Raw genomic sequence first — 15,522 nt, 5'->3', positions numbered from 1 at the left:
GGCATGACACGCGGAAAATTCATCACCCTCGAAGGCGGCGAGGGCGTCGGCAAGAGCACAAACCTGATCTTTCTACAGGATTATCTGAAGCACCGGCGCATTTCGGCCGTCGTCACCCGCGAACCCGGCGGTACGCCCTTGGCCGAGAAGCTCCGCGAAGTTCTGCTCGCCCACGGCAGCGAATCGATCGCCCCGACCACCGAATTATTGCTGATGTTCGCGGCCCGCGCGCAGCACATCCGCCATGTGATCGAACCGGCGCTGGCTCGGGGCGAATGGGTGCTGTGCGACCGTTTCACCGATGCGACTTACGCCTACCAAGGCGGTGCGCGCCACATGGATTGCGCCGCGATCGCCTGGCTCGAAAATCTGGTGCAGGGATCGCTTCGCCCCGATCTGACGCTGCTGCTCGATGCGCCGGCCGAAATCGGCCTGGCGCGCGCGAAGGGACGCCGGAGCGAACCAGACCGCTTCGAAACCGAAAAACGCCGGTTTTTCGAAGACGTGAGGCAGGCCTATTTGCGGCTCGCCGCACTGCATCCGGAGCGGATCAGGCTCATTGCCGCAGACCGCCCTCTGCCCGAAGTACAGGCGGATCTCGCCGCTTCGCTGTCGGCTTTGCTCAAATGAAACCGTTACTGCCCTGGCAGCAAACCCAATGGCGGCAGCTCTGCGGCTACCTCCGCCAGCGGCGCATTCCGCAGGCGCTGCTGATCAGCGGCAACAAGGGCCTCGGCAAACGCGAACTGGCCGAACGCTTCGCCGCGGTCCTGCTCTGCCGGGCGCCTTCCGCCGAAGGGGAAGTCTGCGGCAGTTGCCAGGCCTGTAAACTGCATGCGGCAGGCAATCATCCGGACCTGTTGGTGGTGGCTCCGGAAGAACCCGGCAAGGCGATCGGGATCACCCCGATCCGCGAACTGATCGCCGATATCCAATTGAAACCGCAATACGACGCCCACCGGGTCGTGATCATCGATCCCGCCGAACAACTGAACCGGGCGTCCGCGAACGCATTTTTGAAGTGTCTCGAAGAACCGACCGAACGCACGGTGATCATTCTGGTCACCGCCAACCCGGCCAGACTGCCGATCACGATCGCCAGCCGCTGCCAGCGCCTGGCCTTGATGCCGCCGGCCCGGGCCGCCGCCGTTGCCTGGCTGCAAGCCCGGTCGGTCGCCGATGCGGATGCGCTGGCGGCGCTGGCTCAAAACGCGCCGCTGACCGCGCTGGCCTATGCGGAAGAACAGGTCTTGACCACCCGCAACGGCTGCTTCAAAGCCTGGCTCGACATCGCCCGCCGTCGCGTCAGCCCGGTCGCCATTGCCGAAGACTGGCAAAAACTGCCGCTCTCCCCGCTGCTCTCCTGGCTGACCGGCTGGGTGATCGAGCTGGTCAAATGCAAATTCCAGCCGCAAAATCCCCCCACGCCGCCTGCTTCGGCCGAACGCCCCTTGCAGGAACTGGCTGAGCGGCTAGACTTAAAGGGCCTGTATCGATTGTACGATTTATTGCTGGCGGCCCGCGAGCGGCTCGACAGTCAGATCAATAAACAAATGATGCTGGAAGAAATTCTGATTCAATGGACCGAACTCAACCGGAGCTAATCATCATGTCATCGCCAGACTCTACTCCCCGGCAAGGCATCTTGTCGCTGTCCATCAAGGAAAAAAGCGCGCTGTATATGGCTTATATGCCTTTCGTAACCAACGGCGGCTTGTTCATCCCGACCACCCGGAATTATGAAATGGGCCAAGAAGTATTCATTTTGCTGAGCCTGATGGAAGAAACCGAAAGGCTGCCGATTGCCGGCAAAATCGTCTGGAAAACCCCGGCGGGCAGCGTGTACCGCGCCGCCGGCATCGGCGTGCAATTCAGCGACCAGGACGGCGGCATGGTCCGCAATAAGCTCGAAAACTACCTGGCCGGCACACTCGAATCCGAACGGCCAACCCATACGATGTAAAATTCGGATGCGACTAATTTCTGCACATCGCGCCCCGATCGCGTAAAATATTTCTCCCTTGCCGGCAGCCACATCGTTGCCCGCCGGCAATCCGGGAAACGGGCCGGCATTCCACCTGTCCTCGTTTTCTAATTCAAGCCGTTTCTTATTATCCCGAAAGCTACCTCCGAAGCCTCATGCTTATCGACTCGCATTGCCATCTCGACCGCATCGACCTCGAACCCTACCTGAACGATTTCTCGGTTTTCCTGAAAGAAGCTGAAAATCAGCGCATCGAACACATGCTCTGCATCTCGATCGACATGGAAGCGTATCCGGCCATGCTCGACCTGGTCAGCCGTTATCCGCAGCTCTCGGCGACGGTCGGCGTGCATCCGAACGCGCATGAAGGTTTTGAGCCGAACGTAGAGCAATTGGTCGAGCTGGGCAGTCATCCGAAAGTGATCGGCATCGGCGAAACCGGCCTGGATTATTTCCGCAGCGCCGGCGACCTCGGCTGGCAGCACGAGCGTTTCCGGACCCATATCCGCGCCGCGAAAGCGCTAAACAAGCCGCTGATCGTGCATACCCGCGAAGCGCGCGAAGACACGCTGCGCATTCTGAAGGAAGAAGGCGCCGAAAGCTGCGGCGGCGTCATCCATTGTTTTACCGAAAACCAGGCATTCGCCGAACAGGCGCTCGACCTGAACTTTTATCTTTCATTCTCCGGCATCGTGACGTTCAACAGCGCGAAGGAAATCAAGGAAGTCGCGAAACGTGTGCCCCTCGACCGTTTTCTGATCGAAACCGACTCGCCTTATCTTGCGCCGGTGCCGTTCCGCGGCAAGCCGAACTATCCGACCTACGTGCGCTATGTCGCCGAACAGATCGCCGAATTGCGCAATACCTCGTTCGAAGAAATCGCCGACGCCTCGACGAGAAACTTTTATACGCTGTTCAAGTTGAACCAACAATCGGATAAAAAACCACTCCCTGAAATTTAACCCGCGTAGGGTACGCTGCGCGTACCTTTCGGAAGCGTGCCTTATCGGAATGCCCTGATAAGATACGCGCAGCGTACCCTACGATTGATCCATTAACCCATCCAAACCATGACGACGCTTCCTTCACTCGGGCCGGTCATGCTCGATGTCGAGGGGCCGACCCTCGCCGTGCATGAGATCGACAAAATCCGCCATCCGAACACCGGCGCGGTAATCCTGTTCGCGCGCAACTATGACAATCCCGAACAGGTCCGGGCGCTGATCGCGAGTATTCGCAAGGCGCGCGGCGGCGAAATTTTGATCGCAGTCGACCAGGAAGGCGGCCGGGTTCAGCGTTTTCAAAACGGTTTCACGCGCCTGCCGCCGGCCGCGCGCTATGCGGAAAAACCGGAACTGGCCGAAGCGGCGGGTTGGCTGATGGCCAGCGAACTGCTTGCGGTCGGCGTCGATTTCAGTTTTGCGCCGGTGCTCGACGTCGATTGCGGGATCAGCCAAGTGATCGGCAACCGCTCGTTTTCGACCGATCCCGAACGGGCGGCGGAACTGGCTTCGAGGTTCAGGAAAGGCATGCAGTCGGCCGGCATGGCCGCGACCGGCAAACATTTTCCGGGGCACGGCGCGGTCGCGCCCGATTCGCATCTGGCGCTGCCGGTCGACGAACGCGGCCTGGACAGCATCCGCGCCAAGGATTTGCTTCCGTTCAAGCGGCTGATCGCCGAAGGGCTCGAAGGCGTAATGCCTGCGCATGTCGTGTTTGCGGCGACCGACCCGCGGCCCGCCGGTTTTTCGCCGTTCTGGATACAACAGGTTTTGCGGAAAGAATTACAATTCGACGGCGCGGTTTTCAGCGACGATTTGAGCATGGCCGGCGCTTCCTGGGCCGGAGGCTATCCCGAACGCGCCGAGGCGGCGCTCGCCGCCGGCTGCGACATGGTGCTGGTCTGCAACAATCCGGCCGCCGCCGAACAAGTGCTCGAAACCCTGCCGACCAAAGCCGACCCGCTCCGGGAACACCGCCTTGCCGCGATGCGGGGCAAAGCGCAATTTACCCGCGAAGAATTAATGAATTCGGTACAATGGCGCAAAATTTCAGAACGGATCAATCGAGCTTTTCACTCATGCTAGACGAAATTCAACAGGTACAAGAAACGGCCGATTTGCTGTACAGCGAACAGGAAGTCGAAACGGCGCTCGACCGGATGGCCGAACAAATCAACCGGAAACTGGCCGGCACCAACCCGGTGTTCGTATGCGTGATGCACGGCGGCGTCGTCGCGGCCGGCCGTCTGCTCACGCGGCTGACCATGCCGCTGACGATCGATGCGGTCAACGCGAGCCGGTATCAGAACAAAACGTCGGGCAGCACACTCGCATGGACGCTGAAACCCGGCACGCCGCTGGCGGGCCGGACCGTGCTGATCGTCGACGACATTCTCGATGAAGGGATTACCCTGAAGGCGATCGTCGATTATTGCCTCGAACAAGGGGCGAACACCGTCTACACGGCCGTGCTGGTCGATAAAAAGCTCGACCATCCGAAGCCGATTCAGGCCGATTTCGTCGGCGTCGAGACCGAAAACCGTTATCTGTTCGGGTACGGGATGGATTACAAAGGCTATTTGCGCAACGCGGCCGGCATTTATGCCTGCAAGGAAGGCGGCGCATGAGCAAACTCGCGATCATCGGCGGCACCGGCCTCATGCAGCTCGAAGGTTTGAAGATCGTCAAGCGCGATGCATTGACGACGCCTTACGGCCAGCCGTCGGCCGAATTCCTGACCGGCGACTTCCACGGCCACGAAGTGGTTTTTCTGGCCCGGCACGGCAATCCGCATGCGATCCCGCCGCACAAAATCAACTACCGGGCCAACCTCTTCGGGCTCCAGCAGCTCGGGGTCGAACGGATCATTGCGGTGGCGGCGGTCGGCGGCATTACGCGGGAGATGGAACCCGCGCACATTGCGATACCAGATCAGATCATCGACTATACCTACGGCCGCCACCACACCTTTTTCGAGGGTGAAAACGACCCGGTTACCCATGTCGATTTCACCTATCCGTACACCCAGAAGCTGCGTACCGGACTGATCACGGCGGCTGCGAAAGCGGATATCCGGGTTTCTCCCCTGGGCACCTACGGCTGCACGCAGGGTCCGCGTCTTGAATCCACCGCCGAAATCCGCCGGATGGAACGGGACGGCTGCGATGTGGTCGGGATGACCGGTATGCCGGAAGCGGCGCTGGCGAGGGAAGTCGGGATCGATTATGCGGCGATGGCGGTGGTTGCGAACTGGGCCGCCGGAAAGACCGAAGGCGAAATCACGATGGTGGAAATCGAGATGCATCTGCACAAAGGCATGGCGAACGCGGCAGAAATTCTGAAAGCGTTTATTGCAGCCTGAAACGCCGCCTTTCCGCCCGGTTTCCGCGCACCCTGCGCGGAAACCGGATACCCCGCCCCGGACGGGAACAACCGTTCACTGACGGCGCAGATTATGCTTTTTGCGGTAAATGTTCTGGCTGGCCTGATTCTGGCGGCGATTCAGGCGGACCTGCTCTTTCCGCGTGAGGACCCCGTCGGCTTTGGCCTTGTCCTCCATGCGCCGGATCTTTTCCTGCTGCGCTTGCAAACGCTGCACTTCTTTCGAAGTCAATCTACCCGAGCTGACGCCTTGTTCAATACGCTGCTGCTGCTTTTCCTGGCGCCGGTCGACCCGCAGCGTATCGGTGCCGGCGTAACCTGCCGGAAGCACGGCGGTAACAAGTAAAAACCCGGCAAGTATTAAAGCGGTTAACGGCTTCATTGTCATTTTCCTCGAGGAACGTTAAACAGAGGGCTCACATTCTATCCGGTTTGAACAAAAAACCCATCTCGGATTCGCTTCTTCGGTCATTCCAGACGGTCCGCCTGAATCCGCTCGCCTTCCGCCGGAAGCAGCGGCAATGCCAACCCTGCCCGGCGCGGACAGGACCGGCCGCCGGCCAGGGACTTGGCACAATAAACAGAGATTCCGCTCAATCGATAACCGATCATTTGGCTCCCCACCTCGCGGTTTTCACCTCGACCGGGCAATGCGTCCTGCGTCACTTGAAAGTCAGTTTTTCCTGGGTCTTCAGCATATAGTCGCCGAGCTCGTTATTATAAGCGGCGAATTTTATCCCATACTGGTCCTCGCCCTCGGATTTTCTGATCACCGTGGCACCAATCTCGAAGCGCCTGGCGGTTTCGAACGTCAGTAATACGATGATCTTGGAACGTACCGCCAATTTCTCCGGACTGAAGATCAAGCAGCCCCGGTTGCTGATATCGAGTAGCTCGACCGGAATCTCCTGCCGAAACCGGTCGCCCCCGATCGCGCTAAACCAATTCTGTTTGCGGATATGGACCTTGATGTCCTTGCGGATATAACGCACGGTCCGGCGCTCGTTGGCTACCTGCCCATTTCCCTTTCGGTCGGGAGTTAAACCCTTATTGTCAATATTTAGAGTCATGGCGATACTCGATCAGAAATGATTGTCAGAAAACCAGTATCGATCTTTATCAGGCAAAATTCAATTGCCGGCCCGCATGCGGGCGCCAAAAGTTAAATAAAATTCATCAAATCCGTTAAAATTGAGTCTCTTGTTATTTAATCGTCAAAATATGATTGATCTTCTCAAGTCCTCCCTCCTTAGGAACCGGCTGCCTATCGCACTGATCACGCTGCTGGTCATGGCGGATCCGGTCGCCGCGAAAGCCCAGCCGATCCCGGTGCCGATCGCCTATCTGACCCAGGAACGGGAAGTCCCGCCGCCGCTGTCGAATCTGGACCCTTTCATCAAGGACAAGGGTCTGCCAGGCGCGGAACTCGCAATCGAGGACAACAACACGACCGGACAATTTACCGGACAGGCGTTCGCTTTGAAAGCCTTTACCGTTCCGCTGCAGGGCGATCCACTGGCCGCGTTCAAACAGTACATCGCCGGCAAATACCGTTTTGTGGTCGTGAACCTGCCCGAGATCCAGCTGATCAAGCTGGCCGACCTGCCGGAAGCGAAAGACGCCTTGTTGTTCGATATCGCCACCACGGACGACAAACTGCGCAACCGGGACTGCCGGGCGAACGTGCTGCACATCCTGCCGAGCCGCGCCATGCGCGCCGATGCCCTGGCGCAGTATCTGCTCAAAAAACGCTGGACCAAATTGTTCCTGCTGCTGGGCAACCATGACGAAGACCGCCTGTACGGCGAGGCGATCAAGCGGGCCGCCACCCGTTTCGGACTCGAAATCGTCAGCGAGAAGCCCTGGGAACATACCGCCGATGCACGCCGCACCGCGCAATCCGATGTCCCTGTCCTGACCCAGGCGGACGACGAATACGATGTGCTGATCGTGGCGGACGAACGCGGCGAATTCGGCGAATACCTCGACTACCGCACCTGGCTACCCCGGCCGGTCGCCGGCACGCAAGGCCTGACCGCGACGGCCTGGCATCGGACGCACGAACAGTGGGGCGCGGTGCAATTGCAAAACCGTTTCAAGGAAAAATACGGCCGCTGGATGGAAGAGATCGACTATGCCGGCTACCTGGCCGCCCGGGCGGTCGGCGAAGCGGCAACGCGCGCCAAGTCGAACGAATTGCAGCCGGTCAAAGACTATCTGCTGAGTCCGGCCTTCGCGCTGCAAGGTTATAAAGGCACGCCGCTGTCGTTCCGGGCCTGGAACGGCCAGTTGCGGCAGCCGGTCCTGCTGGCGGCGCCGCGCTCGCTGGTGGCCGTCGCGCCGGTCGAAGGCTTTCTGCACCCGAAAACCGAACTCGACACGCTCGGTTACGATCAACCCGAAGCTACCTGCCCCTTGAACAAATGATTAAAAACACTTTGCTCGCCGCGTTGCTGGCCACCCCGTTTATCGGCCCCATCGCGCATGCCGAAACGCTGTTCGTGACGCTCGAAAAAGACAACGCGCTCGCCGTCGTCGACCCTATCGCGGGCAAACTGCTCAAGACGGTGCCGGTCGGCCAGCGTCCGCGCGGAATCGCGCTCAGCCCCGACTTCAAGTCGATTTATGTCGCCACCAGCGACGACGATACGATCCGAATTCTCGACGCGGAAACCTTGAAGGAAACCGGCAAACTGCCATCCGGCGAAGACCCCGAAACCTTCGCGCTGAATCCGGACGGCACGATGCTGTATGTCTCGAACGAAGACGACAGCAGGGTCACCGCGATCGACCTCAAGAAACGGAAAGCGGTCAAACAGATCAAGGTCGGCGTCGAACCGGAGGGCATTACCGCCAGCCCCGACAAAAAATGGGTGATCAGCGCCTCCGAGACGACCAACATGGTGCACTGGATCGACGCGAAGACGCTGGAAGCGGTCAACCACATTCTGGTCGATCCGCGCCCGCGCGCGGTCGCGTTCACGGCCGACAGCGCGCAGTTGTGGGTCACCTCCGAAATGGCCGGCACCCTGACGATCATCGACGTGAAATCGCAGCAAATCGTGAAGAACATCAAATTCGCAGTCCAGGGCGTGACGGCGGACAAGATCCAACCGGTCGGGATCGTGATCGACAAGGAACGCAAGCGCGGCTATGTGGCGCTAGGGCCGGCAAACCGGGTCGCGGTGATCGACGCACAGAAACTGGAAGCCGAAAATTATCTGCTGGTCGGCCAGCGCGTCTGGAATCTGGCGTTTTCGCCCGACCAGCAGCGTCTGTATACGACCAACGGCGTCAGCAACGACATCTCGATCATCGATCTGGCCAGCCAGACCGTCACCCAATCGGTCGGCGTCGGCACCTACCCGTGGGGCGTCGCGGTCAAACCATGAACACGAATGCCGCCTTAACCGTCACTGACGTCAGTTTTTCCTACGGCGCCAAAAAAGCGCTGGACCGGGTCGACTTCGAGATTCCGCCCGGACACTGCACGATGCTGCTCGGGCCGAACGGCGCGGGCAAAAGCACGCTGTTTTCGCTGATCACCCGCCTCTACGACACGCCGAACGGACAAATCGAACTGTGCGGCTACGATATCAAAAAAAGGACCACCCGGGCGCTGGCCAACCTCGGGATCGTTTTTCAGCAAACGACGCTGGACCTGGACCTGACCGTGCTGCAAAACCTGCGCTACCACGCCGCACTACACGGTATGAGCCACAAAGTCGCCGCACAACGCATCCATGAAGAATTGGAAAGGCTCGACATGTTCGCGCGCCGCTTCGAAAAAGTCCGCCAACTGAACGGCGGCCACCGCCGCCGCGTCGAGATTGCCCGCGCCCTCCTGCACAAGCCGGCGCTGCTGCTGCTCGACGAACCGACCGTCGGCCTCGACGTGCCGAGCCGCACGTCGATCGTCGACTATGTGCACAGCCTTGCCCGCACCGGCCATATCGCGGTGCTGTGGGCCAGCCACCTGATCGACGAAATTTATCCGGACGACCGGCTGATCGTGCTGCACAAAGGCAAAATCAAGGCGGCCGGCAGCGTCGACGAGATCCTCCAAAGCACCGGCACGGCAACGGTCAAGGACGCTTTTTTCAGACTGACCCAGGGAGACTGAAGGCACGATGAACATACTGCACTTCTGGCGCGCGCTATGGGGCATCGTCGGCCGCGAACTCCGGCGCTTCGCCACCCAGCGCGAACGTTTCATTTCAGCGCTGGTCAGGCCGCTGATCTGGCTGTTCGTCTTTGCCGCCGGCTTCCGGGCCGCGCTTGGGCTCGCCATCACGCCGCCTTACCAAACCTACATTCTTTACGAAGTCTATATCACGCCGGGCCTGATCGGGATGATCCAGTTGTTCAACGGCATGCAAAGCTCGCTGTCGATGGTCTACGACCGCGAAATGGGCAGCATGCGCAGCCTGTTGGTCAGCCCGCTGCCGCGCTGGTTTCTACTGGTATCGAAACTGTTGGCGGGCACCTTCGTGTCGATCCTGCAGGTCTACGTATTTCTCGCGATTGCCTGGATTTACAAGATTCATGCGCCCTGGCAGGGTTATCTCTGGATCGTCCCGGCACTGATCCTGTCCGGCCTGATGCTCGGAGCGCTCGGGTTACTGTTGTCGTCCTTCATCAAACAGCTCGAAAACTTTGCCGGCGTGATGAATTTTGTGATTTTTCCGATGTTTTTCCTTTCGACCGCGCTCTATCCTTTATGGAAGCTGAAGGAATCGAGCCTGCCGCTATACCATCTGGCCCAATACAACCCCTTTTCCCAGGCCGTCGAACTGATCCGCTTCGCCTTATACGGCCAACTCAACCAAGAGGCACTGCTTTATACGCTGGCTTCCTTCATGGTGTTTATCACTGCCGCGATTATTGGCTATAATCCGTCAAAAGGAATGATGGTAAAAAAAGGCGGCGGTTAAACATTCCTCGGCAGCATGCTCCGGCCGGACGAGAATAAAAACTTCCGACCTCCGCCCGGCATCTGTCAAAGCGCCTTCCTCTCTCCGGTGACTATGTGAAAAATTCTTTTTACCTTGTTATTCCCAAACAGGAAAACAATCCGCAACGCACCAAAGAATACGAGGCCAAACCCCTCCAGCAGTGGATCAACGAGCTTCCGGCGGCGAATCCGGGCCTGGCGACGCGCTTGGTGCACGATTTGATTATCGAGTTCAATACTCTGGCGATCTCGGCCGATCTCCGGATCGCGGCGCTCGAACAGCTGCGCCCCAGTATTCTCGCCATCGAAGAAAATTTACTCAGCCGCCTGACCAAAACCGGTTTTCCCAAAGAAGAGAACGACCAAAAAATCTTCAACGTACTCGTCTCGATCGAAAAGGAACTGACGCTGAGCTACTGGATCGTGCTGAAGGAACTGTCGCAGAAAACCTTCGGCTGGTTCCAGGGCAAACAATTGCCTCTGGCCCTGCATCGCTGTATCAGCGGACTCAGCGGCATCGTGGTCAGCCATTGCCTGATGGGCATATCGATTCCGGACTGGATATGGATTGACCTGCATTCGCTCTACAAACTCAGCATCAAGCTGAAAAAAGACACGGCCAGGATTATCGACGATCCGACCCATCCCTCCGAAAAAAGCAGCCCGGAAGACTGCTACAAGCAAATCCTGCTGCTCAGCCTGGCCGCTCCGAACGGACTGATGCAAAAAGAGGTGCTGCGGGTCTATCACTTCATTAAAACGCTCTGCGAATCGGTGCATATCCAGAACACCCCGGTTTCCGGTCAGTCGGCGCAATTTGTGATTCTGACCGACGAAGACCGGCCGCCCTTTCTCTTGAAAGAAGGAGCCCATCGTCCGGATTCCGCCACCCTGTATCTGGACTTCACCAAACTCTATAAAACGCTCGAACACAAGGCAAGACTCGCCAACATCGGCGAAGGGCGCTTCAACTCGGTGCTTGCGCTGCAAAACAATCAAATGCCGAGCTTCGATCTCTTGGAATATCTGTTCCACCGCTGGTCCGGCTTCGAGCTGGAAAGCACCCCGCTATTCGAAGACCGCCTGGACCGCTGCATTACGCTGGGCCTGATCTCTGCCCACGAACTATTGAACGATTCGCTGCACCCATCGGAAAGCCAAACCGAACTGCAGGCCCATACGGCTTCCGAAAGTTTGCTGACCTACCGATTCGAACAAGCTGGCATCTTATCCATCGGGCGCCTGATCGGCATCCGAAAAGCCGACCGCCGGGACGACGCCCTCGTACTGGGTATCGTCAACCAGATCCTAATCGAGAAAAAGACGAACAATCTGCTATTCGGTGTCGAATTTCTGGCTTCACAATGCTATGCGGTTACCTATAACCCGCTCGACTCATCCAAAAAAGAAGAATCGATCAAAGCGCTGCTGTGCACCGTTACAGAAGCGGACGGCGACAAGAGCTACCTGATTACGGATAACTTCATCCTGAAAGACGGGGATACCGCCCGTATTTACTGGAAAAACGAAGATTATTCCGTTTCGCTGCGCGATCGGAAAAATATCGGCCTGGGCTACTGGCGATTTCAATGCATAAAAATAATGGAGAGGCCAAAAGCTTCCACCCCGGCAAAAGGCTATGACTTCATCTAGCTTCCTTAGAAAATCCGCCCGGCACAAAAAACACAAACCACTTGAAAAGTTTTTTCATCGTGGTAACTTGTGCGGTCGAGTGAGCGATTAAAACAGTAGGAAAATAGGTTGCGGCCTCATCGGCCAAAACCGCTGCACTCCGCACGCAATGAATTTTAGACAAATGCAGACCTTCCGCTCCGGATCAGGGAAAGTCAAAGGCAAGAATCGTCCGAATTCCTATGCAATTACAATAATAAAATCAATATCGTGAGGATAAGAAATGAGTAACGAAGATAAAACCAAACCCTCGTTGGATACGGCCAAAAACCTGTTCGGCAATCTGACTTCTGCGGCGTTGAACCTGAAAGAAACCAAACCTAAAGTGTTCTACGGCGCGGTCGGCGGCGTTGCCTTACTGGTTTTGATCGCGGTATTCAGCGGCGGGGAAAGCCGTCCGGCCGTTCAACAATATAATAAGCAAGCTCTTGCCGTCGGTCAGACCTATTCATTAAAATCCCCGAATAGCTACGATCCGAACTCCACGATCCGTATCGTTCCTGCTCCGGGCACCCTGGCTGCCTACGATGACACCGAAGAAGCGGATCGCACCGGCACCTGCCAGCATTTCCCGCAAGGAACCAAAGTCAAAGTGCTGAGACTGCAGGACGCTTTCGATACCGCCAACAGCTTTGCCGAAGTTTCGATCGAAGGCGGCGAGTGCAACGGTAAAACCGGCTGGGTTTTGTCGATCGATCTGCAATAAATCGATCGGCGCTGTAAAAATTATTTGACACATTCTGTAAATACTATATAATTTGCGAATAATTTCTAGCGCGGGAATAGCTCAGTGGTAGAGCACAACCTTGCCAAGGTTGGGGTCGCGAGTTCGAATCTCGTTTCCCGCTCCAAAATATGACAAAAAAGCCGCGGAACTCGCGGCTTTTTTGTATCGAAAACCAATAGCGTGTCGCTCAAATTCAACTTCAAGGGTTTGATGCACCCGGTATTATCCCTCCTCAACCGGCCAAAATCCGAGCCGGATACAGCACCTATGGACGATGCGGCCAGTGCGGCTACCGGGGCTTTTCCGCATTCTTGCGGAGTTCCGCAGTATCCCGCAGTTTCAGGCGGGTCTGTTCCGACAAGCCGGCCAAGCCTGCGCAGGACTTCGGCGCCTCGAGCACTTTGAGCAGGGCCGCCGCCAGTCCGGAATCCGGGTTATCCTCCGTTGAGTTGTTGAAAGCCCGTCTTGCGATACCGGCGGCAATCGCCGGGTCCGAACAGGCCAGGTCGATCAGTTTAGGGTGCAGCACTTTGGTGCGATAAACATCCAGCTGCGCCGGACTCTTGTATTTGCATCCCAACAAGACGCGGTGATCGCTGTAACAATTTGTCCGGCTGGCCGCTTTGCCCGGCGACAAACCGGTGCCGACCTGTTTCATCCGTTTCTGCAGGGCGCTGAATTTTTCATCATCGAGTAACGGTTTCAGCATCGCTTCCAGGCTGCGCTGTTGCTGTGCATCCCACTCCAGCGAGGCATGATCGGCAATAAAGATACCGTCGAGATTGGCGGCAGACCAATCGCTCCCCTGCAGTTGCGTTTCCCGCAGCTCCGCCCCCTGCAGATCGGCCAGGACCAGGTCCGCGCCCTGCAATTCCGCGTAAACCAGATCCGCGCCTTGCAGATTCGCCTTGCGCAGCGTAGCGCCCTGCAGTTTCGCGCCTCGCAGGTCGGCACCCTGCAGTTTTGCCCCACGCAGATCCACGCCCTGCAGGTTCGCCCCGCGCAGGTCCGCACTCTGCAAGTTCGCCCAGCTCAGGTCGGCGCCCTGGAGGTCGGCACCGCGCAGGTCCGCGCCCTGCAAATCCGCTTCGACCAGGACCGCGCCTTGTAGTTGCGTACCTCCCAGGATCGCGCCCTGCAGTTGCGTCTTGTCCCAGCCAGCCACCCCCTGGAGCTTTGCTCTCAGCAGCACAGCGCCCTGCAGTTGGACATGGCGAATGTCCGCCTTGGGTAATTGGGCTCCCTGCAAATTGGCGAAACGTAGATCGCGCTTTTGCAAATTGAGGCCGTCGAACTCCTTGAAGGCCGCATCGCGGATTGCCTTGTTCGGGTCCGTTGCGCGCGTCAGCAGGGACAAAGAGACTTCTTTCGGTACCAGGCGCCTTTCCTTCAGATTCAGATTGCGCGAAAAAAAGCTCAAGTCGAACCACGCACAGGGCCCCAGCATCACCTGAAGAATCGAAGCTTCGGTTTTTTCGGCCCGCTCCAGCGAAGTGCAGGATATGGTCCCCTGTTTATGCACCGCGACGCTCAGCCAAGTTTCGGGCACTTTCCGGATCAGCCAATCTTCGAAATACCCGGAGTCCTGCTCCGGAGAGCCGTTTCCAGCATCGCTTTTCGCCGGGCTGTAATAAGCCTGGACGGTCATCCTGCCGGGTATCACCGCGACCAGGCTCAACAAAACCACCAGCGGCAGCGACACCATCAGAACGATCATTCCCTTGGGTTCGGTTCCGGTTTGCTGAACCGGCCGCAGGGCGACTTCGCGCAGATGCCGGTTCGGCCAGCGCCGCTGGATCGCCCGGACCGACCGGTTCCATCCCAGTTCGCACAGATAGTGGAGCGAGGCCGGCCAATACCCGAACAGCTTGAAGGCGAAGTTTTGCCACCATTCCCCAGCCCGGTCCTGCGGCGATGCAATCAGCGGCCAGAGCGCGACCAGCATGACCGCGTCGACCCAGACCGCGAGCCGCTGGGACCAGGTGATCGCCTCATCGTGAAACGGCAGAAAACGGATTTGCGCTGCCAGCAGCATGAATAAAGGCAAGGCAATGATCGTAATGCCGACGATCAGCGACAGCAGCCAGCGTATCAGCCAGACATTGGACCTCCCGACGATCAGGTGCGTAAAAGGAAAGATGAACAGGCGGTCGCGGATTTGTTGCCCGGCCGAAGTATTGGGCAAATCGTGGTCCAGATTCCAGAGCTTGCAGGAAAGCAGCTCCAGTTGCATCAGCAGATTGAAATGCAGCAGCACGACCATCCACGGGGCGAACGAATAAAAAGCCGTCAGCGGCAATTCCACATCCAGAATCGGCAGCTTGACCGGACTGATCCGGAGCAGATCCTCGTGCGTGGTTCCCCAGACGATCACGCCGAGATAGGCGGCGAACGCGATGAACGCGACATGCAGCGCCGCCACCGTCTGCGAGGCGGAATTGGCCGAATCCAGCAGTTTCTCGATGTGCGGAGAATTTTCGGGGTTGGGAGACAATGCAGGGCTGGTCATGGCGGCGAATACGAAAAGCGGCTTACTGGGTTTTGAGTTGCCAATGTCCCGAATCGATCCTTCGGGTTTGGCTTGAATGCCCGCTACGTTACCGGAGGCACGAAGACGCGTGAACAGAGACGACGCCGATTCGCGGTACACGGCTTCGGGCTTCGCTTCGTAACGGCGGGAAAAAATCGTTTGGCGTCGGCCCGGGCCGCATCTCACCGTAGGCTCTCGCGGTTAGATGGCCGGGCCGGCGCGCCTGCTCGATATCCGCCCTCAAAAAAGCAG

Annotated in this window: 17 protein-coding genes and 1 tRNA gene; 14 read left to right on the top strand and 4 right to left on the bottom strand. The window is 58.0% G+C overall.

Features of this window, described 5'->3' with window-relative positions; translation table 11 throughout:
• The first annotated feature begins 3 nt into the window (after window positions 1–3).
• The 7 genes from tmk (at window position 4) to METAL_RS07820 (ending at window position 5,347) form a co-directional block, all read left to right on the top strand.
• On the top strand, window positions 4–630 hold the full coding sequence (gene tmk / locus METAL_RS07850; RefSeq protein WP_040578484.1) for a dTMP kinase: 627 nt from the start codon (window positions 4–6) through the stop codon (window positions 628–630).
• Window positions 627–1,604 (top strand): DNA polymerase III subunit delta', encoded by a 978-nt coding sequence (locus METAL_RS07845; protein WP_005371198.1) that lies wholly within the window; start codon window positions 627–629, stop codon window positions 1,602–1,604. The genes tmk and METAL_RS07845 overlap by 4 nt, the downstream gene beginning before the upstream one ends.
• Window positions 1,605–1,609: 5 nt before the next feature.
• Window positions 1,610–1,963: a PilZ domain-containing protein gene (locus METAL_RS07840; protein WP_005371196.1), complete on the top strand. Its 354-nt coding sequence runs from the start codon at window positions 1,610–1,612 to the stop codon at window positions 1,961–1,963.
• 176 nt (window positions 1,964–2,139) lie between these two features.
• Window positions 2,140–2,946 carry a TatD family hydrolase gene (locus METAL_RS07835; protein ID WP_005371194.1) on the top strand — a complete coding sequence of 269 codons (807 nt, stop codon included), beginning with the start codon at window positions 2,140–2,142 and terminating at the stop codon, window positions 2,944–2,946.
• A gap of 108 nt (window positions 2,947–3,054) precedes the next feature.
• Entirely contained in the window at window positions 3,055–4,071 is a 1,017-nt protein-coding gene (nagZ, locus tag METAL_RS07830; RefSeq protein WP_040578303.1) for a beta-N-acetylhexosaminidase, read from the top strand.
• The gene (locus tag METAL_RS07825; protein WP_005371190.1) at window positions 4,065–4,613 is read left to right on the top strand and encodes a hypoxanthine-guanine phosphoribosyltransferase; all 549 of its coding nucleotides are present in this window, start codon (window positions 4,065–4,067) and stop codon (window positions 4,611–4,613) included. Before nagZ ends, METAL_RS07825 begins: the two co-directional genes overlap by 7 nt.
• Window positions 4,610–5,347 (top strand): S-methyl-5'-thioinosine phosphorylase, encoded by a 738-nt coding sequence (locus METAL_RS07820; protein WP_005371188.1) that lies wholly within the window; start codon window positions 4,610–4,612, stop codon window positions 5,345–5,347. Before METAL_RS07825 ends, METAL_RS07820 begins: the two co-directional genes overlap by 4 nt.
• Window positions 5,348–5,422: 75 nt before the next feature.
• On the opposite strand, the gene METAL_RS07815 is transcribed toward METAL_RS07820, so the two are convergent.
• The 3 genes from METAL_RS07815 to METAL_RS07810 form a co-directional block, all read right to left on the bottom strand.
• On the bottom strand, window positions 5,423–5,749 hold the full coding sequence (locus METAL_RS07815; RefSeq protein WP_005371186.1) for a hypothetical protein: 327 nt from the start codon (window positions 5,747–5,749) through the stop codon (window positions 5,423–5,425).
• Window positions 5,750–5,835: 86 nt separating this feature from the next.
• Window positions 5,836–5,979, bottom strand: coding sequence for a hypothetical protein (locus METAL_RS20640; protein ID WP_213069476.1), 144 nt, complete (start codon window positions 5,977–5,979; stop codon window positions 5,836–5,838).
• 50 nt (window positions 5,980–6,029) lie between these two features.
• Complete coding sequence (locus tag METAL_RS07810) at window positions 6,030–6,437, bottom strand: PilZ domain-containing protein (RefSeq protein WP_005371185.1); 408 nt, start codon at window positions 6,435–6,437, stop codon at window positions 6,030–6,032.
• Window positions 6,438–6,588: 151 nt separating this feature from the next.
• Here METAL_RS07810 and METAL_RS07805 point away from each other — a divergent pair, with 151 nt between their 5' ends.
• The 7 genes from METAL_RS07805 (at window position 6,589) to METAL_RS07775 (ending at window position 12,864) form a co-directional block, all read left to right on the top strand.
• Window positions 6,589–7,794: an ABC transporter substrate-binding protein gene (locus METAL_RS07805; RefSeq protein ID WP_005371183.1), complete on the top strand. Its 1,206-nt coding sequence runs from the start codon at window positions 6,589–6,591 to the stop codon at window positions 7,792–7,794.
• Window positions 7,791–8,759 carry a PQQ-dependent catabolism-associated beta-propeller protein gene (locus tag METAL_RS07800; protein WP_005371181.1) on the top strand — a complete coding sequence of 323 codons (969 nt, stop codon included), beginning with the start codon at window positions 7,791–7,793 and terminating at the stop codon, window positions 8,757–8,759. The genes METAL_RS07805 and METAL_RS07800 overlap by 4 nt, the downstream gene beginning before the upstream one ends.
• Entirely contained in the window at window positions 8,756–9,490 is a 735-nt protein-coding gene (locus METAL_RS07795; RefSeq protein ID WP_005371180.1) for an ABC transporter ATP-binding protein, read from the top strand. Before METAL_RS07800 ends, METAL_RS07795 begins: the two co-directional genes overlap by 4 nt.
• A 7-nt stretch (window positions 9,491–9,497) precedes the next feature.
• Entirely contained in the window at window positions 9,498–10,301 is an 804-nt protein-coding gene (locus METAL_RS07790; RefSeq protein WP_005371179.1) for an ABC transporter permease, read from the top strand.
• Between the two features lie 95 nt (window positions 10,302–10,396).
• Entirely contained in the window at window positions 10,397–11,974 is a 1,578-nt protein-coding gene (locus METAL_RS07785) for a hypothetical protein (RefSeq protein WP_005371178.1), read from the top strand.
• 262 nt (window positions 11,975–12,236) lie between these two features.
• On the top strand, window positions 12,237–12,719 hold the full coding sequence (locus METAL_RS07780; protein ID WP_005371177.1) for a hypothetical protein: 483 nt from the start codon (window positions 12,237–12,239) through the stop codon (window positions 12,717–12,719).
• Between the two features lie 70 nt (window positions 12,720–12,789).
• Window positions 12,790–12,864, top strand: a tRNA-Gly gene (locus METAL_RS07775).
• A 165-nt stretch (window positions 12,865–13,029) separates the two neighbouring features.
• On the opposite strand, the gene METAL_RS07770 is transcribed toward METAL_RS07775, so the two are convergent.
• Complete coding sequence (locus tag METAL_RS07770; RefSeq protein WP_005371176.1) at window positions 13,030–15,249, bottom strand: pentapeptide repeat-containing protein; 2,220 nt, start codon at window positions 15,247–15,249, stop codon at window positions 13,030–13,032.
• Window positions 15,250–15,522 lie beyond the last annotated feature (273 nt).

This window comes from Methylomicrobium album BG8 (genome assembly GCF_000214275.2).
In the GTDB taxonomy this organism is placed as follows: domain Bacteria; phylum Pseudomonadota; class Gammaproteobacteria; order Methylococcales; family Methylomonadaceae; genus Methylomicrobium; species Methylomicrobium agile.
This window is presented reverse-complemented; position numbering and strand designations above follow the sequence as displayed.